The following is a 21,759-nucleotide window of genomic DNA, read 5'->3' as shown; positions in this document are numbered from 1 at the left end:
TTGGATTTTACTGGAGCTTATTCCTGGGTGAACATCCGCTTTTTATTGGATGGACTCCTAGTTACACTTGAAATAGCTGCTATTTCAATTATTTTGAGTTTTATTATAGGGGCTATTTTAGGCTTAGTACGTTATATGAAGGTTCCTGTACTTTCTTTTCTTGCAGGAGCAATCGTAGATATCATTCGTAACTTGCCTTTACTGTTGATCATTTTCTTTACTTACTTTGCCTTACCTCAAATTGGTATTCGTTTAAGTATTTTCTGGTCTGCAGTTGCTGCCATGACGATTTTTGAATCTGCTATGCTTTCTGAGATCATTCGTGGTGGATTGAATTCCATCCCTGTTGGACAAATGGAAGCTGGTCGATCAACTGGATTGACTTATGCTCAAACGATTTGGTACATCATTATTCCGCAAGCTTTACGGGCTATGGTTCCACCAATCGTCAGTCAATTCGTAGCATTAGTGAAAGATACTTCATTAGCTACGATCATAACTTTACCTGAACTGACACACAATGCTCGAATCGTTTACGGACAAGACACAAATTTTGTTATTCCAATGTTTATTGCTATGGGATTCCTTTATTGGGTAGTCTGCTACACCCTTTCGAAATTGTCTAAACGCTTAGAAACAAGTAACGCTTAACCATAAAAAAGATCGACAAAGAAGAAATCTCTTTGTCGATCTTTTTTTAATTTAGTTTTATCATTCCATCTGACAAGTGTGCAAGAACTTTTTGATGAACTGTATTTAATACGAGACGAACAGAGCCGATTTTCAACTCAGTTCCTTCATAAGCTTTCTCTATTTGTATACTCTTATCTTCTGGGACAGCTAAGATCGTTTTGATCGCTCCTATAGACCCAGCTTCTTTAATGATCATTCCTTCTTGAGCGAAAACCTTCCCTCCTCGAATACATCCTGCGATTTTTACTTGTCCTTTAGAAACGATTCGCGTATTCAAACATCCATGTCCCATAATATCAATGTTTCCGTTGCATTTCAGCGTACTATTAACGGCACTATCAGCACTGATACTTGTGGGTTCTGTTGAGTTGGAAAAAGTTGTCGCTTGCGCATCCGTCAGCAGCTGTGCCAACTCTTTTAATTGATCGACAGAAATCTCTAAATGGGCTTGTTGAATAAATAGTTCTTGTATTTTCGTTGCGCCGTCTATCCATTCTTGGGATAAAAAGGTTTTGTTTTGAGCAACTATCTGTGTGTATTCTTTGATTTGATTTAAAAAGGGTTGAAATCTTTTTTGCACTAATTTATTGAGTAAAGACCGTTGGCTCTGCCTTACACTGCTTTGCTTGTAAGCGTAAGATTGAGTGATTTGTTCGAGGGCTGTATAAATCTGTTCCAATTGCTTCAAGAGTTCGCTGTTCAATTGACTTAAGCGCGTTAACAGTTCATTTCTTTCCCCTGCTGAAAATACAGAATTTGAGATATGTCCTTTACATACGATAGAGTGGGTCGCTGTAATGGTGGAACTGTTCACTGAACTATGCAGTACTAAGTCATTTCCAGCATCAATGACCATATTTTCTTCTACCGCTCCAAAAACTTCCACATCTCCATAGAAGTGAATATTTCCAGTTGCAATCGCTACATTTTCTTTTTGAATAAACTTAGGGATAATGGAAGCTTTCACTACTTGGTTCTTTTGATGGATGAACGGGCGCCCTATTTTTGAGGCAATGATGTGATTTTCTTCAAGACCGATTCCCTGACCAGGTTGAAAAGTAATTGCTGTGACTGGTTTAGGATAAATCAGCTCATTCGTGACACTTCTGCCGACTTCACCTTCAATCGGCGGATGAATGATGGCAAGGATTTCTCCCACTTCAACAGTGGGAATTTGTTGGTTTTCTCTGAAGTCGATATTCCCTTTTTCATCTTTATGTAACACTTTCTTAACAGCAGAGTCGACTTTGGCCTCTAGATAACCATCCTTCCCTTCCTTCGCTGGTGAACCTGTTGCTACTTCAATGATTTGGTGAGTGTTAGACTGAGTCACCTCACGTAAAGCCGCTTCATTTATGCCATAAACAATACCCGCTTTATTTAGCTTTTTCTTCACCTCTACCATACCGATTTTCTGATCGATCATTTTGTATTCTTCTACTTTAAGAACAGCCTCATGAGTTGGAAAGAAGTTTTTTATCTTTGGTACTATCTTATAACCAGGCTCCACTTCTATAAAAGCCGTTAGTTGATGTCTATCCGTTGTCACATCACATTTGGGTGGGATAATGGATGGTTTTATTTCAATCTGCAGGTGATCTTTTTCGGTCAATTCAAAATAAGGGTCTTTTACTCTCTCGCCATTTTTTATCACCACAATATCTTCTCTGTTTTCATCTATATGTATTTTTGGCACGACATCTGGTGCGTCCTTCACACCTATTTTCTCGTTCATCATCCAAGCTTTTCCACTTAAAAAACTATTTTTCCTTTTCATGTAACTTTTATAGAAAGAAGTATTCTCTTTCATTTCGTCTATCTTCCTTTGGTTTTCTGGCATATTCTTGTCCTCCAATCTTGTTAAATTTATCTTCAATCAATAGAACGCGCTTACATTCTATAATATTTAAACAGTATTCTTTTTCTATCTTCTCTTCTATTATAACCTTCTCTCCATTAAAGACAAGACGACTTTAATTATTTTATACTGGTTGTTATTTTTCGATTTTTTAAACAGCTTTATTATTTCCCTATTCCTACTCATAAGGGAATTGTATTTGTCTGACATTACCGTTAAAATAGGGAAAATAAATGGCTTGGAGGGATCAAGTTGGTTTTATCAGAAAAGCATCAGCATTCTGTACAGCAATTGCATCAATTGATCGATACAGTAGATCATATAGTGATCGGAAAAAAAGACATTACAACGTTAACACTAACCGCTATGCTCGCTGGAGGTCATGTATTATTTGAAGATATTCCTGGAGTAGGAAAAACTTTGCTGGTCAAATCGATCGCTAAAATACTTGGTGCCGATTTCTCTAGGATTCAATTTACGCCTGATTTAGTTCCTAGTGATATTATTGGATACTCTATACCTGTATCTGGAGAAGCTGAGTTTACTTTTCGAAAAGGTCCTTTGTTTGCTTCCTTAGTCTTAGCAGATGAGATCAATCGGACTTCTCCTCGAACACAAGCAGCTATGTTGGAAGCTATGTCCGAACACCAAGTTACTATGGACGGAAAAACGTACCCTTTACCTGAGCCTTTTTTTGTATTGGCTACTCAAAATCCTATTGAACATGAAGGGACTTATCCCTTACCAGAAGCTCAATTGGATCGTTTCTTGCTTCAACTTTCTTTAGGGTATCCAACTCATGAACAAGAAATTCAAATGTTGGCGAGTCCAAACCAATCTGAAATGCTAAATACGATTCAACCCCTGCTAAGTTTAAAGGAGTTTCAAGAATTAAAGCAATTAGTTCCGACAGTACATGTTCAACCTGAATTACTGGCGTACATCGTCAAATTAGGAGACTACACTCGTACAAATTCTAAAATCCGTCTCGGCATCAGCCCTAGAGGGAATCAATACTGTTTAGCAGCAGCTAAAGCCTATGCTGTATTGAATTTGCGCGATTACCTTATCCCGGATGATATACTAGCAGTTATTGCTTCTGTGTATCAACATCGTTTGTTGTTTAAAGAGTACCTTACACCTAAACAAAAAGCCGTTGCTATACAATCTCTTATCGAAGAAGTTCCAGTACCTTTAAAACGAAATAAAAGGTGATCATGATCAAAACTACATTCTTCATTCTAAAAAAATTGTTGTTTATCTTATCTTATGTCGTCATTTTGTTGTATACATTCATTTTCCCAACACCTGTTTCTTGGGTAGTGTTTTATTTTTTTACCCTTCTATTCATTTTCTTGTGGGTAACTACTCTAATTACATGGAAAGATGTTCAATTTGAGTTTTCAGCAGACAAAAAGCACTTATCGACAGGGTTTTTGAAATTGAAGACTCGATTTTATTTTCCTATATGGGTATCAAATCTAGACATAACCATAGGAAATGACAAGCAATCTTTTTCAACACGCATTCCCAGCTTATTTAAATATCGTTTGGTGGTTCCTTTTGAACAACTGTCTTTTAAGCGCGGGAAATACGATACGCTTTTGCTTCGCACTTACGGCAAGGACTATCTAGGTGTATTCACGCATCGGTCAAAGCAGCGAATTCCAGTTGATTTGACGATTTACCCTAAACCTCTGCCCTTTGACACCCTTTACCCGCTTTTACAACAACTAAATACACGGTTGGATTTGACGCTTCTTTCTGGCCATCAATCAGCCCAGTTTCGTCAACTGCGGGAACACCAAGCAAAAGACTCTTTGAAAGATATTGATTGGAAAGCTAGTTTTAAAAAGCAATCCTTGATGGTAAAAGAGTACGATAAAGAATCGGATACTGCTGTCACAATTGTCTTTTTAGGGTATCAAACGGAGTACTTTGAAGAGTTGCTCCGTTTGGCCTATAATCTTTATTTAGAAATTTCTCATTCCCAAGCCGTAAAATTGAGGTTGATTGGAAACTTTGAAGATGTGATTTCGTTGAAAGAAACTAAAGATTGTTTTTTAACGATCCAACCGGCTTTAGACTCGACCGAAATGGATTCTATTTTGGAGAATGAGGGTGTATTACCGGCTCAAACCATTCTGATCAGTCCCAAAAATCATACTTCATTGGTCAAAGAAAATCCTTCCGCTGCTTTTTACTCTATTACTGAAGATACACTGAATGACTTTCAGATTGGAGGTGTTTGATATGGCACCTACAAAAGAAGATATCTTAAGAATTCTAAAAAAATGGTCTTTAGTGCTCATAAATAGTGGTTTGTTTTTTCCTATTTTGCGTTTTTTTGTCCAATTGAACGACTTCCCTGCTTGGACTCCTCTTTTGGTTTATCTTGTGATCGTCCAATGCGTATGGATTCTCTTACCAAAATGGTACCTTTGGATCCCTGTTCAAGCAGCAGCTCTGAGTTACTTGATGTACGTCTATTTTCCTTTGGAAGAATCTTTCGGTTTAGAATGGTTGGCTGTTTTTTTACGACAAAACCGGATACTTCTCGATCAATTGCTTTCAGGTGACATTACTCTTTTGCCTAGTACATTAAGTTTGTTTGCCATATGCGCCGTTTTGTTAATCAGCAGTTACGCATTGATAAAACGGTTCAATCCTTTTTTATCTTTTATAACAGCATTAGGTTATTTACTAATCTTACAAGTCTTTACAGCGACTGAGTTGATGAACCTTATTCTTTCAACGTTGTTTTTCGGACTTTTGCTGATTGGTCTGACAAAAATACCTTCAGATAGTTCGTGGAGAAATACTCTGGTTACTTTACTCTTGTTTATGACTATAAGCTTTCTATTCGTCTCTATATCCTCTTGGGCGACAAATGCATTTACTGCCCAACAAGAGTGGATCATTTCAAAAACGGACAGCTTTCATACTGAACTAGAGGAACAAGGGCTTTTTGAATGGATAGACAAATACAGTCCTGGCGGAGTTTCTTCTAGAAGCGGGTATAGTGAAAACGACTCTAATCTTGGAGGTCCTCTTACTCAAAGACAAAATACTGTCTTTATTGCTCATACTGATCAACCGCATTACTGGCTGATTGAGTCAAAAGAAATCTATACAGGAAAAGGTTGGGAAACGAGCGTTGAAGAACAAGTAGAAGTTGATTTATCTCTATTTCAATTATTGGATAGAGAAAAAACGACTGTTGAATTAATGGATATTCCGATTGAACTCACTGACTCTTTTGACCAAATTCCTTATACATACCAGACTATTGGTTTTGATTTTTATGAGGAAACAGAATCTATCAATTTATTAATGGAGATTCCTACTGGGCAGTATATCCTTGAAGATAAAGAAAATCGAGTAGATTCTTATACGGTGACTTTAGCTTCACCTGATTTGGATTTTACAGATCAGGACTCTTATTCCGATTCTGATGGCGAAGCAGTTAGTACATCATTTCATGATCGTCACACTCAACTTCCTGTTGATCTGCCGGAACGTGTAGTAGCATTGGCTCAAGATATTACAAAAAATGCTGAGACTACTTACGAAAAAGTCCGAGCCATAGAGCAATACTTGAAAGAAGATGGTGGATTTGAATACAGTCTGTCTCAAACAGCTTACGTTCCTGAAGGAAGAGACTATGTCGATCATTTTTTATTTGATACAAAAGTTGGGTATTGTGATAACTACTCTACAGCTATGGTGGTTTTATGCCGAGCTTTAGATATCCCTGCTCGTTGGGCAAAAGGATTCAATAGTGGGAACCGAGTCAGTGAGGATGGAGAAATTCATTATGAAGTCACCAATGCTAACGCGCATTCCTGGCCAGAAGTTTATTTTGAAGAGATGGGTTGGATCCCTTTTGAACCGACTCCGCCTTTTACTCAGCCAGTTACTGATGAAACGACTTCTAATGAAGTGATTGATGATACAATCACTGCTGACGAATCCAGAACTCCTGAGTCCAGTGAATCGATAGATGAGTCAACTGAGGAAGAAGCAAGTGTAACAACAGACTCTATGGAAGAGGAAGCTTCTTCACCAGTGATTCCTGCTGAAAAAAGCTGGATTGAAAAAAATATCAGTTTTATTAGTATTGTGGCTATTCTGCTCTTGCTTATAAGCTGCTTTATTAAAAGATGGACACTGACGTCTTATTTGATTAGCGGAATGCTGCACTCCTCTTTTCTTTCTCTGCAACAAAAGACAGCTCTGGTATATAGGTTATTTCAATTGAAGAAAAGACCACTGCCTCACCAAACCTTCCGTCAATACTTTAAAGAATGGTCAATGTTGATGCCTGAAAAAGAGTCTACAATCGAATCATTTGTTCAAATGATGGAGGAAATTGCCTATTCTCCAGAAGAGGATATGGCAAGTGCTTCTACTGAACAACAAATTTTACTGCTCAAGATGGTAGAATTATTTAAACTCTACCAGGCTAAGCCTAAAAATTTAGCGCAATAGTCATACCAATAAAGCGTCCTTTCTACAGAATAGAGGTAGAAAGGACGCTTTATCTATTAATTTGATAATGAAACAGATTCTTGTTGATAGATTTTTTTGGCAACTTGTAAGCTGAATTCAGCACAGTATCTTCCAGCCGTATCTAAGTCTTCGATGCCATCATCTGTTACTTCAGAATTGGATATCGTTCGTATAGACAAAAATGGCACTTTGAAAGCATCAGCTATTTGTGCTACTGCATAAGCTTCCATTTCTTCTCCACTTGTTTGGAAATGTTGATGGAACCATTCGATTCGGTCAATTTCTCTATTCCAAAAATCTGCTGTCCCTATCTTACCGACGACAACTTTTCCACGAGAATACTCTCCCGCCACATCTCTTGCAGCTGATAAAAGTTCTGGATCGCTTTTAAATACAAATTTTTCTTCTAAGCGACCATCTTCCTCGCGGATAAACGAATGCATCGGAACCCAATTTTCTGGAGACATCCCTTCTTCTTTATCTCGATGTGGTGACATAAAAGAGTTGATGTGGATGATTTCTTCTCCGATAATCGTATCAAACACACGTAAATTGGGATCATGACCACCCGCCGTTCCTTGATTGATGATCAAATCAGGATGGTATTTGTCGATCAAAATCGTAGTAGATGCAGCAGCATTAGCCATTCCAATTTCAGACCTGGAAACAATTAAAGGCATACTGTCAATTTCACCTATGTAAAACGAATATGTACCAAATTTTTCTTCTTTATATGTTTCCATTGCTTCCAAAAGTCCGATTACTTCTCCATCCATAGCTCCTTGGATAGCGATTAAAGGTTTCATTTGCATCAACATACTCTCTCCTTGTTAAAAGCGAATTTTTTTAAAATTAAAATAAAAATCGTTTGTCTTTATATACTATAATCTATTAAATAGGATTATTCAACATTAAAAAAAGATTTTAAAAACGAACTTTACTGATAAATAAAAAAACATACTACTTTGTAAAGTAGTATGTTTTTGGTTCTATTTAACTGTCACACCTTCTACAGCAACTTCTTCTGCTGTATCACGTAAAACTTTTTGCGATTGATATGGATAACGAATTCCTAATGTATGCTTAGCAATTTTTACCGTATGATCACTAATCCGTTCCAAGTTTGAAACAATGTCTACGAATAAGATTCCATCTGATGGAATCCCTACTCCTTTATTTAAACGTTGAATGTATTTTTCTCTTATGGCATGCTCTAATTGATTCACTTCTTTTTCACGCTTGATGACTCTTCCAGCTAAAGAATAACTGTCTTCGTTATAAGCTAAAATCGTGTCTTCAATATTTTGTTGAACTAATTTGAATAAAGACATCAAGTCCTCATCATAAAATACTTTCTCTATTTCCGTACTATCTAAATTCTTTTTGTTATTCTTTGCAGCTATTGAAGCTTCGCGGATATTTTTCAAAATACTTTCGCAGTGATCTCCGATTCGCTCAAGGTATTTCGTCACATCCATCATCACTACATGGTCGCCTGTGTTGTGAAGCGGCAATTCAACATTTGACAACAGCATAAGGTACTCTGTGATTTCAATATCTGTTCTGTTCACAACTTCTTCTAATTCCATCGTCTTCTTTTTGCTGTTTTCATCTTGTTTTTTATAATAAGAGAACATTTCTTGGAATTCTTCCAATACGAGTTCTCCCATTTGATTGATTTCTACTTTAGCTTGATTCAACGCCATAGCAGGGGAACTTTGGATCAATGTCTGATCCAGAGAAGTACCACCATACTTAGCTTCAGCCTCTTGGCTAGGCACTATTTTGGTCACTACAGCTGCAATTTGATTAATGAACCACATTTGAATCAACACGTTCGTAATATTGAACAATCCATGTGCAAATGCAATCTGCATTTCTGGGTTTAAGTTCAGTAAAGATCCAAGGTAAATAATCAGGTCCGTAAATGGATATAAGACCAGCATAATCAAAATAGTTCCAATCAAGTTAAAAATAACATGAGCTCCTGCTGTTCTTTTGGCCGCAACACTGGCACCGATTGCTGCCAATACAGCAGTAATAGTCGTTCCGATATTATTTCCAAATAACACAGGCAATGCACCTTCAAGAGCAATACTTCCGTGAGCGTATAATTCTTGTAAAATCCCAATTGTAGCACTTGAACTTTGTAACACTAAAGTCAGTCCTGTACCGGCAAAAACACCTAAAAATGGGTTTTCAGACAATTGAAGCATAAGATTTTTAAACTCTGGTAAGTACTCAAGTGGAGCCATACCTGCGCCCATCAATTCTAATCCGTAAAACAATCCACCAAAACCAAAAATAATTTGACCCATACTATTGATGGATGGATTTTTGAAGAAAAACAGCAATAATGCTCCTATAGCTAAAATAGGTAAAGAATAAGCTCCAATATCTATTCCAATAATAAAAGCTGTAATAGTAGTTCCTACGTTCGCTCCCATGATGACCCCTATAGCTTGTTTCAGCGTCATAAATCCAGCACTGACTAATCCTACTGTAATTACGGTTGTTCCAGAACTGCTTTGAATCAAAACTGTAACTAAAATACCTGCTAAAATCGCTCTTAGTGGTGTAGATGTAAATTTATTTAATATGTTTCGCAAGTTATCTCCAGCTGATCGTTGTAATCCGTCTCCCATGTATTTTAATCCAAAAAGGAAAATACCTAGTCCTCCTAAAAACTGAAATAACATTTCTTGTATATCCAATGATACCCCTCCATGTGTTATATAAACAATTATAAAAATAACCTTCATTTCTATAATAGAGGTTGGTATCAGAATAAAAAACATTTTTCTAGCTATTATGAGACTTTTCTTAACATAGAATTTACAATGTTAACACAAATTTTACATATTTAGAATTCATTCCGTTCTAGTCGTAGGAACAACTTAAAAAAGACATGATGCACTTTTAATCTCTAAAATGAAGGGCTAACCCTTTTAAGAAATTACGAGCGTATCTATCTAGACATACTTTATAATTGCGATGCCCTTCTTTTCTTAATAAGGCGCTTAATTCGCTTTTACTAATGTCTACGTCCACATCATAAAAAATATCCAATAGATCATCACTGGTTAATGAAAGAGCGATTTTTACTTTTTTCAACATTTCATTGTTAATACTTAAAGAGTTTTTCAATGGTTCTTCTGCTTTTAGAGAGTCATTTTTTCCAGAATCTTTTTTTCCACGTTTAAAAGTAATCAACCCATTTAAAAAACTGATCAATACGGTATTGTCTACTATAATATGTGAATCTGGATCAACCTCTTCATCTTCTTCAAACTTATCTGGGTTCACCAGCATTTTTTTGACTTCTTCTTTAGTCACTTGAATACCACCAAGTTTAAACATTTCTATCATGTCATTTTCTTTGATATCCAGTGCGTAACGCAATCTAATTAAACGATCATTATTATTCATTATTTCCTCCACCATTCTAAAATTTCTATCTTACTTAGTATACCTTATTTTTCAACCAGAATAAAAAACAAACTGAAACTTGGAACCATTATATGCTCCAAGTTTCAGTTTGTTTAATCTGCAGCCCCTGCATAACCCTCTCGAATATCAAATTCCGTGAGAGGTTCTGGACCTCTCATGACTTCTCTTTCAATATTCAACACACCGTTTCTGGTCGCTTTGACTTTCCAACGGACTAATTGAACCGTGCCGTGCTTGATCTCAATGGCGGTAATAATGGTAGGGTAGATACAACAACCCGTATTAAAATAAGGATGATCTTTCTTCTTAGGGTATTTAAATCGATGGGTGTGACCACAAATCAGCATCATTTTGTGTTTCTCGATCCATTTGTTGTAATTCTTTTCTACCTTGTGTCGTTTGCTGACGTTTTTTACTGGACTAGAAGGATTGCGGATACCAAATGCATGAAGAAATCGCCAAAAATATTTTAACGACAACATAGTCAGTCTCCAAAACTGATCGTTAGGGGCATCTCCTTGATGTCCATGCACAGTCAGTATTTCTTGACCAGTATCTCGATGCTTTAAAACCAAAGCTTCGACAGGTTCAAGTCCTTTTAGAAAATCAAAAAACACTTCATTATACTCATCATAATTCGTGTAGTAGTTCTTTTTTACATAGGATGGGTACTTCAGAAAAATATCATGATTGCCATATATTTTGACTAATCGATCTTCATCAAAGAATTTTTTGATGGTATCGTAAACTGCTGGATGAGCATTTTTGGTGTGTTCGAAGTTTGAATACTCCAACATCTCGTCTCCATCCCCAGCCTCTACATAAGTATAATCATTTCTATAGTAATGTTGCAGTGCATACAGGTATATATCCCGATTCCTGGTAAATTCATCCGATAAGCTCCCGTCACCTCTGTGGACATCACTCATAAAAACGTATTTTGAATCATCATCAAAATATTCTACTTTAGCGTTTTTATAAGCCTCTGTTAACCTTCGATCGGTAAACATCTCCTTCACCTCTTCTGTTAAATCTTATTTACATAAAAAACGTACACTTTCTTCATTAATAAGTATACTGTATTCAGCAAATATAGTGAAAGAGAACAGCTTATAGAAGAGTGAATTAACTAAAACCGACTATAGAGTGAGGTACGTACGGCTCTTCAAGATACGCTATTTCATCCGTCGTTAATTGGAGGTTTAAGGCATTCATTGGCCCTTCTAATTGACTCATTTTCGTTGCTCCAATAATTGGTGAGACGACTGGATCTTTTTGCAGCAACCAGGCCATGGCGATCTCTACTCGAGGCACACCTCTGTTTTCAGCTACTTCCGTTAACCGTTCAACGATTCTTCGATCTTGATCAGCTGTAGAATCATACTTGCTCATAGCTACTTTATCTGTTTCTAAACGCTTAGTCGTTTCGGACCAGTCTCTCGTCAATCGACCCGAAGCTAATGGACTATACGGAGTTACGGCAATCTTTTCTTCTCGGCAAAGCGGCATCATTTCTCTTTCTTCTTCGCGGTAGATCATATTGTAATGGTTTTGCATTGAAACAAAACGAGTCCAGTTGTTCTTTTCTGCTACATGCAGTGCTTTTTGAAATTGGAAAGCATGCATAGCTGAAGCACCGATGTAGCGCGCTTTTCCTGATTTCACCACATCATGCAAAGCTTCCATGGTTTCTTCTATAGGTGTATTGTAATCCCATCGGTGGATAATGTATACATCAACATAATCCATATCTAATCGTTTTAAGCTATTATCGATTTCTGCCATAATCGATTTACGCGAAAGCCCCGCTCCATTTGGACCATCATGCATTTTCCCATGAACTTTAGTGGCCACTACTACTTCTTCGCGTTTAGCATAATCTTTTAAAGCCCGTCCTAAAATTTCTTCACTTGTTCCCAATGAATAGACATTTGCTGTGTCAAAAAAGTTGACGCCCAGGTCTAAAGCTTTTTTGATGATTGGGCGACTATCTTCCTCTTTCAAAGCCCATTTATGCAGCCACTTGTCTGGATCGCCAAAGCTCATACAACCTAAACAAATTCGTGAAACGTCCATCCCCGTATTCCCAAATTTAACGTATTCCATTACCCCATCTCCCTTTTCCATGACGATACCATTAGTATACTCCTTAGAGCCCACTCTAATGCAAGCGTTTTTAAATCGTCTTATAGCATCCCTATTTTTGTGCGAACCTCAACATCGTTCGGTTCAGTTTATCCGTCTCGTCATGAAAGATGGCGTGCCCGCTTTTTTTAAAAGGCACCACGAGATTTTGCGGAATCAATTGCGACATCTCCTCTGTCAATTGATAGGAGCAAATCTGGTCTTTCTCCCCATGACAAATTAGTGTAGACACAGTAATCTTTTCCAGATCCTTGCTTAAATCTTCTTCTCGCATCATGATCGCAGAAAGCAAAGTCCCGTACGAGGAAGCTTTTAATGCTGTATTGATTAGCCAATCTCTATAGACGGCATAAGGCTTTTCGTGAAATAATTGCTTAACAAAGTCTTGAATCATTTTAGGCCGGTTTATTTGAATTTGCTCTATGACTTGAGTAATATCCGCTTTTTTCCAACCCGTTAAATAGTAAGGTCTTTTAACAAACTGCGGTGCGGCTGCACTGATCAAAATCAACTTTTGCACACCATAACTCTGATGACGAGCCATATAGCGTACTGCTGTAGCTGCACCCATCGAAAATCCCACCAAGATAGCTTCTTCAAGCTGCAGTTCTTCCATCACAGATTTAACATCATCTGCCAACTCATTGTAACTATACTCCTCGATAACAAGATCTGAATCTCCAAACCCTCGCAAATCGACTCCTATAATGCGGTAACCTCTGGGTAAAAAGTAATTGTATTGGTATTCAAACATGCGATGATCAAATGGCCATCCATGCAAGAATACCAGCGGCTTCCCTTCGCCAATATCTTCTACTGCGATGGTATGATTCCTTTTTCCTTTAATTGTCTTTTTCATACGCTGTCCTCCTATCCCTCTACTCCAGTATAATAGAACAACGCTTTTTTCAAATGAATAAAGCTCAGGTTAAATTAGATTGTTATGAGGATCAATCTATTATCCGAATAATATAAATCTTGGTATTTCAAATCGCTCAGGTAGATGGTTTCTTTCGATTTTAGTGATTCGTTCTCGTAACTGTTCAAACTATAAAGAACAGCTAACTGATGGCATCCTTCCTTGAACTGTTCCTGAATATAAGCTTCTAAACCTCTTAAGCAACTTTTGTATTTATACGCTTGATTGTCACGTTTATCAAAGGAAGGCATATCTCCGGCCAATGCGGCTGCTTGATATGGCAATTCTTTAAATGGAAAATGCACACTATAACTGAAACGTCCTCCAGTGTCTTCACTCACATTTTCTTCAAATTGAAACATTTCTTTAAAAGCCAACAAAAATTCGTTTGATTGATGATCATTTCTTTTCTTCGTGACTGTTTCTAGATTCAAGGGAATGGTTGAAGCAATATACATGTATTCTGTCATAAGAAAACCCCTTTTCTGATTATAGGAAGACATCTGTTTCCTTACACTCATTTTACCATCCATTAAATGATTTGAAGAGTTTTGATGCAAAAGAAAGAGAGCAGCAAATTCCTCAAGGTCTTCATTGCAAGATTTATCTTTAAAAATTTTTAATTGTAACAACTTCATTCTATTTTCCATAGTTAGCACTCAGAATATCTTATTTAAAATCTTCTATGAATTTTAAATGGCTCTTCCTCTAACCTAGTAAAATGTTTATAGAAATCAAAGTTATTGATTCTCTTTCAGCATAACTGAATTATGACCCTAAACTCCTAGCTTTGACATACCTTCAAGCTAACTCTCTCGCTTTTTTTGAAAAAGGAATCATTTCAGAGGATAGATTTGATCGTAAAACGGTTAAATCGTGATGGACAAGTTCCTTATCTCGAATAACAGCTGCCCCACTGATGAAGACGTCTTGTACATTCGATGCATTTGCGGCATAAACCAGCGCTGCATAAGGATCAAAGATCGGAAACATATTGACTGATTTCGTTTCAACCAACACTATGTCAGCCTTTTTTCCTATCTCCAAAGAGCCGATTTCATGCGACATGTTCAACACTTTTGCTCCTTCAATAGTAGCCATTGCCACAATATCGCTGGCTGGAAAAGCCGTCCTGTCCTGCAATGTCGTCTTATGAAAATTAGCAACCAGTTTCATTTGCGTAAACAAATCGAGTGTATTTCCGCTGCTTGGTCCGTCTGTTCCTAAGCCAACTGGAATAGACATTTCCTGCATATCTTTTACTCGAGCGACGCCTTTAGCAGACTTGGTATTGGCTCCGATACAATGAGCTACACCGACACCTTCTTGCTTTAAGATCTGCAGGTCTTGTGCTGACAAATGAATGCAGTGAGCCGCGATAAAACGCGGACTAAGAACGCCGATGGATTGCAAAAACTCTATAGGCGTAGCATTATGCAGCTCTTTAAAATGCTTCATTTCATAGTCCATCTCAGCTACATGCATGGTCATTGGCACACCATACTTTTCCGCCAACGCAGCTGCTGCTTTTAATGCTTCTGGATCATTAGTATTCGGCGCATGCGGCGCGACAGCTGGAGTAATCAATTCATGATCGAGCCATTTTGGTATGAATTTTTCAGCATACTCAATGCCACCATGAGCTGTCGAGGCGTCACAAGATGGAAAGTCAACGATAGTCTCTCCTAAAATAGCTCGAGATTTCATTTCATCCGTTGCTTGAGCTAGAGCATCTTCAAAATAGTACATATCTGCAAAAGTTGTGATACCAGCCAATTGCATTTCAGCAATAGCGTATTTTCCGCTATAATAAGCCAATTCTTTTGTCATGCAAGCCGTTTCGAGCGGAAACAAAAAGCGCCGCAGTCGATCCGGATAATCGTCTCCTAATGACCGAAAAGGAATCATCCCGATATGGGTATGAGTGTTCACCATCCCTGGAATCGCAATGGTTTGATGAGCATCGATCACTTCATCGAAACTGCTTTCTGATTGTAAGAGCTGATCATACGGTCCTATTTCCAAAATTCTAGTATCTTCTATGATCACATAACCATCAGGATATTCAGTGCGTTTGGCGTCCATCGTTAAGACATGACTGTTTTTAATCAAGGTCTTCATTTAATTTCCTCCATTAATCGAATCAGGTGTTGGCTGCGCACATCAAACATTCCTTTATCTGTGATCTTTATGGCTGGAGAAACGGGTAAAGACAATGTTGAAAATGACATGATTTCATTAGAATTGCAGTAGCCCAAATCAATCATCCCTTGTCTTACTTCACTTAATTGCTGCCCAATAATTTGGATCGGTGCATCACTGATAACTCCGCCGATCAAAAGTGGACAACAACTGACTACTTGTTTGTTTCGAACGGTCAAATAGCCGCCTTGTATCTCAACCAATTCGTTTTGCGCTGCGACTAAATCTTCGATTGAAGTCCCCATCACCATCAAGTTATGGTGATCGTGTGCCCAAGTGGTTCCGATTGCTCCTTTTTCCGTCAGTGCATTTTCAATTAATCCATATGCTTTGTTTCCAGTCTTTCCATACCGCTCCATCACTACGATCAATGCTAAGCCGCTTGATTCCCAATCTAGATACCCATTTTTTATCGGGATTTCTCTCTGTACGCGTTCAGTAAACGTTCCTACCTCAGCTATACGCATCACATTACAAAGAGCAGTTTTGCCTTCAGCTCGAATTTGAAAATCACTTTTTTCTGCTTTTTCACACTGAACGGAAGAATAAAAGGCAGCTGGAAAAACCGGCTTAGTTTCTGGATACCCTATCTCATCTCCTTTTTTATGTACTGATTTCCCAGCTTTATATACTGCTGAAATGTCCATTTTTGCTGGATCTTCCAATAAAATAAAATCAGCTTTGAAACCTGAAACGATCGCACCTCGATCTTGAAAACCCATTCTTCTTGCTGGTGTGTACGTGCTCATATAAATAGCTTGTTCTACAGGAATACCGGCTTCAATAGCCGATCGAACATTTGCGTTCAAATGTCCTTCCAACAAGTCATCTGCCATAATGTCATCGGTCACGATAGCACAATATTCATAAAAATGATTTTTTACTATAGTTTGCATGTTTTCGCTGGTGATCGATTTCTTCTGCAGCTCAATGAACATTCCACTGCTGACTTTTTCGTAAATAGACTCCGGAGTTTGTTGTGTGTGGTCCGCTGTAATGCCTTGGTACATAAACTTAGCCAAATCCAATCCTGAGACTAGCGGTACATGCCCTTCAATCGGCATAAACGGTCTCTTTTCTTGAACCGTATGCAAAATTTGACGAATCAAAGAATTCGGATCGTTTACGATACCGTCAAAATTCATCGCTTCTCCAAGAGCAATCACTTTAGGATGGCTTAATAATCTCTCTACCTCTTCCACTCCTATGAATCCGCCTGTAGTCTCTACTTCTGGAGTCGTTGAAGGAACCGAAGATGGAATCGCATAAAAAATGTCCATCTCCGTTTCTTCATCCATAAAGGCCTTCATCCCTTTTACACCAAATACATTCACGATTTCATGAGCATCTGCAACAACTGTTGTTACCCCGTGAGACAAACCAGCTTTTGAAAAAATAGACGGAGGAATCATGGAGCTTTCAATATGCATATGGATATCGATCAGCCCTGGAATCATGTAATCTCCTTTTGCATCAATCGTCACAATCGGTTGAATATCTTTCAGGTGACTCATTCCAATTGAAAAGAACTTTTCATTGAGAATGGCTACATCTTTCCATTCAAATTTTTTTAGAAAACTATTGAATACTTGTACATTCGTAATAAGCGTGTCTACTTTCATACCCACTCACCTCTCTGTTGGTTCTTACATAAAAAATAACCTCTAGCTGAAAAGAGGTTATTTTTTATATGTGATCTTTACTCTATTGATTTAAAGTCCTGTTCCATGTGCTGATCCAGTCATCCATTTGCGGATTCACAAATTCGAAATCTACTGGTTTAGTCAACTCAGCGATTTTGCCATAGGTTTTGTTTTCAGCTACTTCTCCGCTTAGCTCAACTTGTTTATTTGTTGGAGCTTCGTTTAAGGAAGCTGCTGTGATAGTTTGCAACTCTTGGCTTAGTCTCCAATTGATGAAGTTATAAGCCATTTCTTTATTTTCTGAATTTACATTAATATTGACCGTATTAAAATTAGCGTATGTCCCAGAAGCCGGAACAACATATTGAACAGCGGGATGAGCTTCTGCGATCATCGGAATCGCAAAATCTCCTACTACGGCTGCAACGATTTCTTCAGATTGGAACATATTCGCCAAATCAGAAGACTTAGCATATGTTTTAACGATATTGGGAGAGAGTTCTTCCAGTGCTTCAAATGCAGCTTCCCCATTATCTGTTGTAATGTCTACTCCTTTATAATCACTGGCTACATACATCATTGATGGTCCAAAAGTTGTGGAAATATCTGGAATAGAGATTTTACCTTGAAGCGACGGATCCCATAAATCAGAAAATTCATCGATTTTCATTCCAGCAGCTTCTTCATCATAAATGATCCCAATACTATTCACTGTATATGCTGCTCCAGCACCATTTTCACTCAACTCTTTTGCGCTATCGATCAATTCAGCTAAATTCGGGATTTTTTCTGTATCGATTTCTTCAAATAAGTCTTCTGACGCTCCTTGAGAGGAATTTGATTGCGGCAAATCAATAATGTCTACTGTCGAGTTAGGATTATTTTCAAATTTAGTGTACCGTTCAGAACTCGTGCCAGTCTCTACTACGATATCCACACCGTGTTCTTCTTCAAACGGCGCAAAAATGTCTTCTTGCATGATGTCCTCGCTTAATCCAAAAGTAGAGATGACCAATTCTTTATTTTCACCACTCGCTTCTTGACCACATGCCGCTAGTACTAGCCCACTCATAACCGTTAAACTTGCTAAAACAACTTTCTTTTTCATTACTCAAAAATCCCCCTTTTTATCATTGGTTAGACTAAAATCAATTTTTCTTTTGGAATAGCAACAAAAACGTTCTCTCCGACTTGGTAGCCAGGTACCTGTACATCATTAACTAACAACTTCCCAATAGCCGTTTCTACTTCGTATTGATAACTTTTCCCTAAAAACGTACGAACTCTGATAGTACCGGCTAAACTATTCGACGGCAGCTCCTGATCATGTGCAGAAAGTAAAATATCATCTGGCCGAATCGTTCCAGTTGCTTGTTGTTTATCTGCTGAATGCACGGTTTCAATCAACGTTCCATCTGACGTTATATAAGAATGTGTGCCTTGTTTGGTCAAAGCAAAGAAATTTTCGAACCCAATAAAACGCGCAACGAACTCTGTTTTAGGATTTTTATAAATCTCTTCCGGAGAATCATATTGTTCAATGACTCCATTGTTCATAACGGCTACTTTATCCGAGATTGAAAAACATTCTTCTTGATCATGCGTTACAAAGACCGTTGTTATCCCTAGTTTGCGTTGGATACGTTTGATCTCGATCCGCATACTGAGGCGTAATTTAGCATCCAAATTACTTAACGGTTCGTCTAGTAACAATAATTGCGGTTCAATCACTAATGCACGAGCAAGAGCCACACGTTGACGTTGCCCTCCAGACAGTTGCTTAGGGTAACGCTCAGCATAGTCCGATAAGTCAGTAGCTGCTAAAATAGCTTGCACTTTTTTTTCGATGACTTCTTTTTTTTCTTTCCTCAATTTCAATCCAAAGCCCACATTTTCTTTCACGGTTAAATGCGGAAATAATGCATAACTTTGAAAAACCATTCCAAAATTACGTTTGTGGACAGGAACTTTTGTCAAATTGGTCTCTCCTACAGTAAAGGTTCCATCAATAGGTTCGATAAGCCCCGCAATCACTCGCAAGGTCGTCGTTTTGCCACAACCCGATGGTCCTAATAATGAGATCAGTTCGCCTTTTTCCATAGATAGATTCAGTTCTTTCAAGATATTATTTTTCCCGTCATAACTCACACGGATGTTTTCTAAATCAACAAATGACATAACAGTACATGTCCTCCTTATGGGTATTTAACAAAATCGACTGATGAAGTAAACAAATCGCAAATGCGCTGCTCTCATCAACTTGCTATTAATTTGTTATACGTACTAAACTACTTTTGCCAGCCCAAGTGTTTTTTCGATCAAAAACATCAAGATGATCGTTCCCAGCATCAAAAGTACAGACAAAGCAGAAACGACTGGATCATAATTGTATTCAATGTAATTCATTAAAGTGGTCGGCAATGTTGAGATGCCGGGACCAGATAAGAACTGCGACACAGGTATATTGTTAAAAGAATTGATAAAGGCCAACATAAAAGAAGCAAATATACTGGATGAGATATTAGGCAATACTATGCTGATAAACGCTTTGAACTTAGTGCTTCCTAAAGTCCATGCCACTTCTTCGATCGAAAAGTCAAATTGTTCTAAACTAGAGCCCACTACACGAATAATGTAAGGCAGACTGATTAAAAAATGCCCCAACAATAAGCCAATGAATAAAGGGATCTGCAAACGAATAACGATAAACTGAAACAGCGAATACCCTACTACAACACCTGGAATAATGGTCGGAGATAAAAAGAAACTTTTGATCCAGTTTTTCCCTTTCACACCATGTCTAGTTAAAGCATATGCAGCAGGAATCCCAATGATCAACGCCAGCAAAGTCGCCAGTAAAGAAACTTCTAAACTCAATAAAAAACTGTCCACAAAAGACTGATTTTCAAAAACAGCTGTAAACCATTGAAATGTAAAACCACTAATTGGAAATTGAATGGTCGCATTTTCTCCAAAAGCAGTTATCGTGATAATGATTAAAGGAATAAACAAGAAAGCAAATACAGCCCCGGCGAATATCGATAATCCTCTTTGTTTACGCATCTTGTTCACCTCGCTTGTCTATTCTATTGGCGATCAAGTTAAAACCTTTCATAACGATCAAAGTCGTCACGATCATGATCAATGCAATGACGCTTGCATCTTCCCAATTGCCCAAAGTCATAGCATTTTGATACAGAAATGTCGACAACATCATATTACGGTTGCCTCCAAGTAACTGAGGAGTGGTATAAGCAGTCAACGTACCTGTAAATACCAGAATACTCCCTACGATGATTCCGGGAATGCTCAACGGTAAAACGACTTTGATGAACGCTTTTATACGACTCGCCCCAAGAGTTTCTGCTGCTTCCATGATTTCTGGATTGATATTTTCCATTACTCCTACTAACGTGATGATCAAAATAGGCAAAAATAAATAAATCGATCCAATAATGATTGAAAACTCTGTATACAATAAGGTCAACGGCTCAGATATGATCCCTATACTAGTTAACAATTTATTGATCACACCGTTTTGCCCTAATAGATTGATCCATGCGAAACTTCGAATAACTGAATTGGTCAACATCGGAAATAATGTTAGTGCCATCAGTAATCCACGCCATTTTGAAGATGTTCCCGCTATAAAGTAAGCAGTAGGAACCCCAAGAATGATGCATATGACAGTCACAACGACCGAAACACGAACGGTTCGCATAAAAATACCTACATTATATGCATCTTTAAAAAAAGAAAGATAAGAATCAAACGACAATGTTCCATTATAAAAAGTTGGCCAAATAACCGATACTAACGGTATCAACAAAAAGAAAATCAACAAAATGAATCCCGGTGCCAATATTAGATACGGGATTTTTTTCGACATAAGATAAATCCTCCTTAAAAAACAAAAAAATACAATAGTTTATAAAAAATCGTATCCTTTTCGTTATCTATTAATGTTCGTCTTTCTACACAAGCCAGTATAACTGTTAAAAAATTAATGGACAACACTTTCCGCAAATAAAGATAAAAAAAATTGGCTAATGTTCGTTTTTTTATGTTTTTAGTCGCAAAAAAAAAAGATTAAAAAATGAAAAACGCCTTTTTAACGAACAAAAAGTTCGCTAAGCATAATAAATGTAATTATTAATCCAGTGTATCTTAATTTGTTATTCAACTGCTTAACTTTACTACTTAAACGTACTCAAACCAGTATCTTTTTCTTTTTATATGATTTTCATGTCTCTCTACTCATAAATAAATATCTACAGGCCACATAAATTCACCACTATAATCTATTTCTTCCTATCTATCATAACCATTTAAATTAT

The 21,759-nt window shown here is 37.5% G+C and carries 18 protein-coding genes; 4 read left to right on the top strand and 14 right to left on the bottom strand.

Annotated features, from left to right (window positions below):
• Entirely contained in the window at positions 1-651 is a 651-nt protein-coding gene (locus tag BM137_RS08160) for an amino acid ABC transporter permease (protein WP_092480663.1), read from the top strand.
• A gap of 46 nt (positions 652-697) precedes the next feature.
• On the opposite strand, the gene BM137_RS08155 is transcribed toward BM137_RS08160, so the two are convergent.
• Complete coding sequence (locus BM137_RS08155; RefSeq protein WP_092480662.1) at positions 698-2,533, bottom strand: DUF342 domain-containing protein; 1,836 nt, start codon at positions 2,531-2,533, stop codon at positions 698-700.
• Between the two features lie 270 nt (positions 2,534-2,803).
• Between BM137_RS08155 and BM137_RS08150 the strand changes: the two genes are divergently transcribed.
• Genes BM137_RS08150 through BM137_RS08140 form a run of 3 tightly spaced genes read left to right on the top strand, consistent with a single transcriptional unit; the run spans position 2,804 to position 7,042 of the window.
• Positions 2,804-3,766, top strand: a complete 963-nt coding sequence (locus tag BM137_RS08150) for an AAA family ATPase (RefSeq protein WP_177192538.1) — start codon at positions 2,804-2,806, stop codon at positions 3,764-3,766.
• A gap of 2 nt (positions 3,767-3,768) precedes the next feature.
• Complete coding sequence (locus BM137_RS08145) at positions 3,769-4,803, top strand: DUF58 domain-containing protein (protein ID WP_092480661.1); 1,035 nt, start codon at positions 3,769-3,771, stop codon at positions 4,801-4,803.
• Between the two features lies 1 nt (position 4,804).
• Positions 4,805-7,042: a transglutaminase-like domain-containing protein gene (locus tag BM137_RS08140; RefSeq protein ID WP_177192537.1), complete on the top strand. Its 2,238-nt coding sequence runs from the start codon at positions 4,805-4,807 to the stop codon at positions 7,040-7,042.
• Between the two features lie 56 nt (positions 7,043-7,098).
• Here the strand turns inward: BM137_RS08140 and BM137_RS08135 are convergent, their stop codons facing one another.
• The 13 genes from BM137_RS08135 to BM137_RS08075 form a co-directional block, all read right to left on the bottom strand.
• Positions 7,099-7,875 (bottom strand): 5'-methylthioadenosine/S-adenosylhomocysteine nucleosidase, encoded by a 777-nt coding sequence (locus BM137_RS08135; RefSeq protein ID WP_177192536.1) that lies wholly within the window; start codon positions 7,873-7,875, stop codon positions 7,099-7,101.
• Between the two features lie 177 nt (positions 7,876-8,052).
• Positions 8,053-9,777: a Na/Pi cotransporter family protein gene (locus BM137_RS08130; RefSeq protein ID WP_092480658.1), complete on the bottom strand. Its 1,725-nt coding sequence runs from the start codon at positions 9,775-9,777 to the stop codon at positions 8,053-8,055.
• 205 nt (positions 9,778-9,982) lie between these two features.
• A complete protein-coding gene (locus tag BM137_RS08125; RefSeq protein WP_092480657.1) occupies positions 9,983-10,492 on the bottom strand; it encodes a YehS family protein in 510 nt (169 codons plus the stop codon).
• 113 nt (positions 10,493-10,605) lie between these two features.
• Positions 10,606-11,523, bottom strand: coding sequence for a metallophosphoesterase family protein (locus BM137_RS08120; RefSeq protein WP_092480656.1), 918 nt, complete (start codon positions 11,521-11,523; stop codon positions 10,606-10,608).
• A gap of 115 nt (positions 11,524-11,638) precedes the next feature.
• The gene (locus BM137_RS08115) at positions 11,639-12,619 is read right to left on the bottom strand and encodes an aldo/keto reductase (RefSeq protein WP_092480655.1); all 981 of its coding nucleotides are present in this window, start codon (positions 12,617-12,619) and stop codon (positions 11,639-11,641) included.
• A 91-nt stretch (positions 12,620-12,710) separates the two neighbouring features.
• Complete coding sequence (locus BM137_RS08110) at positions 12,711-13,517, bottom strand: alpha/beta fold hydrolase (protein WP_092480654.1); 807 nt, start codon at positions 13,515-13,517, stop codon at positions 12,711-12,713.
• 74 nt (positions 13,518-13,591) lie between these two features.
• The gene (locus tag BM137_RS08105) at positions 13,592-14,047 is read right to left on the bottom strand and encodes a hypothetical protein (RefSeq protein ID WP_092480653.1); all 456 of its coding nucleotides are present in this window, start codon (positions 14,045-14,047) and stop codon (positions 13,592-13,594) included.
• A gap of 331 nt (positions 14,048-14,378) precedes the next feature.
• A complete protein-coding gene (locus BM137_RS08100) occupies positions 14,379-15,698 on the bottom strand; it encodes an amidohydrolase (RefSeq protein WP_092480652.1) in 1,320 nt (439 codons plus the stop codon).
• Positions 15,695-17,401: an adenine deaminase C-terminal domain-containing protein gene (locus BM137_RS08095; protein WP_092480651.1), complete on the bottom strand. Its 1,707-nt coding sequence runs from the start codon at positions 17,399-17,401 to the stop codon at positions 15,695-15,697. Before BM137_RS08095 ends, BM137_RS08100 begins: the two co-directional genes overlap by 4 nt.
• 82 nt (positions 17,402-17,483) lie before the next feature.
• On the bottom strand, positions 17,484-18,530 hold the full coding sequence (locus BM137_RS08090; RefSeq protein WP_092480650.1) for an ABC transporter substrate-binding protein: 1,047 nt from the start codon (positions 18,528-18,530) through the stop codon (positions 17,484-17,486).
• Positions 18,531-18,559: 29 nt separating this feature from the next.
• Positions 18,560-19,600 (bottom strand): ABC transporter ATP-binding protein, encoded by a 1,041-nt coding sequence (locus BM137_RS08085; protein WP_092480649.1) that lies wholly within the window; start codon positions 19,598-19,600, stop codon positions 18,560-18,562.
• A 105-nt stretch (positions 19,601-19,705) separates the two neighbouring features.
• Positions 19,706-20,485: an ABC transporter permease gene (locus tag BM137_RS08080; protein WP_092480648.1), complete on the bottom strand. Its 780-nt coding sequence runs from the start codon at positions 20,483-20,485 to the stop codon at positions 19,706-19,708.
• Positions 20,478-21,311 carry an ABC transporter permease gene (locus BM137_RS08075; RefSeq protein WP_092480647.1) on the bottom strand — a complete coding sequence of 278 codons (834 nt, stop codon included), beginning with the start codon at positions 21,309-21,311 and terminating at the stop codon, positions 20,478-20,480. The genes BM137_RS08080 and BM137_RS08075 overlap by 8 nt, the downstream gene beginning before the upstream one ends.
• Positions 21,312-21,759 lie beyond the last annotated feature (448 nt).

The sequence above is a fragment of the Desemzia incerta genome (genome assembly GCF_900115825.1).
Classification (GTDB): Bacteria; Bacillota; Bacilli; order Lactobacillales; family Carnobacteriaceae; genus Desemzia; species Desemzia incerta.
The sequence above is the reverse complement of the archived record's forward strand: the minus strand, read 5'-3'. Positions and strand labels throughout refer to the sequence as shown.

What these genes read in the sequence shown, in the direction of transcription:
- BM137_RS08155 (WP_092480662.1), bottom strand. Translation starts at nt 2,533, where the DNA reads ATGCCAGAAAACCAAAGGAAGATAGACGAAATGAAAGAGAATACTTCT.
- BM137_RS08145 (WP_092480661.1), top strand. Translation starts at nt 3,769, where the DNA reads ATGATCAAAACTACATTCTTCATTCTAAAAAAATTGTTGTTTATCTTA.
- BM137_RS08140 (WP_177192537.1), top strand. Translation starts at nt 4,805, where the DNA reads ATGGCACCTACAAAAGAAGATATCTTAAGAATTCTAAAAAAATGGTCT.
- BM137_RS08135 (WP_177192536.1), bottom strand. Translation starts at nt 7,875, where the DNA reads ATGCAAATGAAACCTTTAATCGCTATCCAAGGAGCTATGGATGGAGAA.
- BM137_RS08125 (WP_092480657.1), bottom strand. Translation starts at nt 10,492, where the DNA reads ATGAATAATAATGATCGTTTAATTAGATTGCGTTACGCACTGGATATC.
- BM137_RS08120 (WP_092480656.1), bottom strand. Translation starts at nt 11,523, where the DNA reads ATGTTTACCGATCGAAGGTTAACAGAGGCTTATAAAAACGCTAAAGTA.
- BM137_RS08115 (WP_092480655.1), bottom strand. Translation starts at nt 12,619, where the DNA reads ATGGAATACGTTAAATTTGGGAATACGGGGATGGACGTTTCACGAATT.
- BM137_RS08110 (WP_092480654.1), bottom strand. Translation starts at nt 13,517, where the DNA reads ATGAAAAAGACAATTAAAGGAAAAAGGAATCATACCATCGCAGTAGAA.
- BM137_RS08105 (WP_092480653.1), bottom strand. Translation starts at nt 14,047, where the DNA reads ATGACAGAATACATGTATATTGCTTCAACCATTCCCTTGAATCTAGAA.
- BM137_RS08100 (WP_092480652.1), bottom strand. Translation starts at nt 15,698, where the DNA reads ATGAAGACCTTGATTAAAAACAGTCATGTCTTAACGATGGACGCCAAA.
- BM137_RS08095 (WP_092480651.1), bottom strand. Translation starts at nt 17,401, where the DNA reads ATGAAAGTAGACACGCTTATTACGAATGTACAAGTATTCAATAGTTTT.
- BM137_RS08090 (WP_092480650.1), bottom strand. Translation starts at nt 18,530, where the DNA reads ATGAAAAAGAAAGTTGTTTTAGCAAGTTTAACGGTTATGAGTGGGCTA.
- BM137_RS08085 (WP_092480649.1), bottom strand. Translation starts at nt 19,600, where the DNA reads ATGTCATTTGTTGATTTAGAAAACATCCGTGTGAGTTATGACGGGAAA.
- BM137_RS08080 (WP_092480648.1), bottom strand. Translation starts at nt 20,485, where the DNA reads ATGCGTAAACAAAGAGGATTATCGATATTCGCCGGGGCTGTATTTGCT.
- BM137_RS08075 (WP_092480647.1), bottom strand. Translation starts at nt 21,311, where the DNA reads ATGTCGAAAAAAATCCCGTATCTAATATTGGCACCGGGATTCATTTTG.